Genomic DNA, 1,479 nt, shown 5'->3' on the forward strand with positions numbered 1-1,479 from the left:
CTCCATGCTGGCCGCTGTTTCTTCGAGGTTGGACGCCGTCTGCTCGGTGCGTGCCGACAGGTCGTGGTTGCCGTTGGCAATCTCCACGGATGCAGAAGACACCGAGTCCACGCCCGAGCGCACCTCGCTGACCACGCCGCGGAGGCGCGCCGACATCGCCGAAAGCGAGCGGAGCATGTGGCCGAACTCATCCTTGCGGGTGGACTGCAGCTCGCGCGTGAGGTCGCCTGCGGCGATGGCGTCGATGGTGGTCACCGCCTGGTTGAGCGGGTCGCTGATGGAGTGCACCAGCCTCCAGGCCAGGAAGATGCCCACCGCCAGCAGCAGCAGCGACAGGATGATGCTCGAAATGGCGTACTCGATGCGCCGCGTAACCACCTCAGCGCGGATGGCGTCACGGCGCTTTTCCAGCACCGCCACGAAGTCGTCCTGGGCCTTGAGGTACAAGGTGACCAGGGGCGCAAACTCCTTGTCCGCGTACTGACGCGTGGCCGCATCGTCGCCCGCCTTCTTGAGCTCCCCCGTTCGGGCCGTGGCCGCCAGCACCGCCTTGCGCGCCTCCAGGACCTTGTCGACAGCCGCCTTCTCCTGTGGGTCCGTGGCCGAGGCGACGATCTTCTCCTGCAGCTTGTTGATGGCGCCGATGATCTCCTTGACCTTCACGCCATACTGCTCGGACAGCGCAGCATCGGTGGTAACCGCACCGCCCACGACCATGTTCACGGCCGTCTCGGTGGCGCCTCGCCAGCGGATGGCGGTAGAAATGCGGGCCTCGACCTCGACCACGGCATCGAGTGCCGCTGACATGGAGTTGTTGCCCCGGTTCTGGGCGAAGCTGGAGAGCAGCAGCATCGCGATCATCAGACCCAGAAATGCCCCCCACAGCTTGCGGGAGACACGGATATTGTCGAATTGCATGGCTCTTTTCCTTGTGGACCTGTGATGCCTTGGCATTTCCCACCTTTATTGGCGGAAACATTCAATTACATCAAACAGGCATAGCCTACGCTAGCCACGGGCGTGCAACGGGCTTCAGGTCACCGGGACAAACCCCAATTCGATAGAAGGCCGCCCAAGAAGGCCGGGCTCACGCAGGCTGGGCTGGGCCGCGGATGACCACCACCCGGTTGCTGAGGCACCTGCACTCCTGGATCAGAAGCTTTCCCAGTCGTCGTCACCGCCCTTGGCGGTGGCGCGCGGGGCCCGTGCGGGGGCTGGCCCCGCAGCGGCAGGCTTGTGGGCCGCTGCCGGCTTGGGCGCCGAAGTCGTCAGCCGTGCAGTCGCGGGGGCGGCCGGACGCGCAGCGGGCTTGCCTGCGACCGCAGGGCGGGCCGGGGCGGGTGCGGGGCGTGGTGCGGCAGCACGCGGGGCTGCCGAAGGTGCCCGCGCAGGCATCGCCCCCACGTTAAACACCGCCACCACCTCGGCCAGCTTCTGCGCCTGGTCGCGCATCGACGCCGCTGCCGCCGTGGACTCCTC

At 66.7% G+C, this 1,479-nt stretch carries 1 protein-coding gene and 1 pseudogene; both read right to left on the reverse strand.

All coding sequences use genetic code 11. The features are described from left to right. A partial coding sequence (locus tag ASE28_RS27625; protein ID WP_157422159.1) for a methyl-accepting chemotaxis protein occupies window positions 1-918 on the reverse strand: 918 nt, incomplete at its 3' end. A 234-nt stretch (window positions 919-1,152) separates the two neighbouring features. Continuing rightward, window positions 1,153-1,479 (reverse strand): annotated as a pseudogene (locus ASE28_RS32530) (methyl-accepting chemotaxis protein); the annotation flags it as partial.

Source organism: Acidovorax sp. Root219 (assembly GCF_001428665.1).
Lineage (GTDB): Bacteria > Pseudomonadota > Gammaproteobacteria > Burkholderiales > Burkholderiaceae_C > Acidovorax.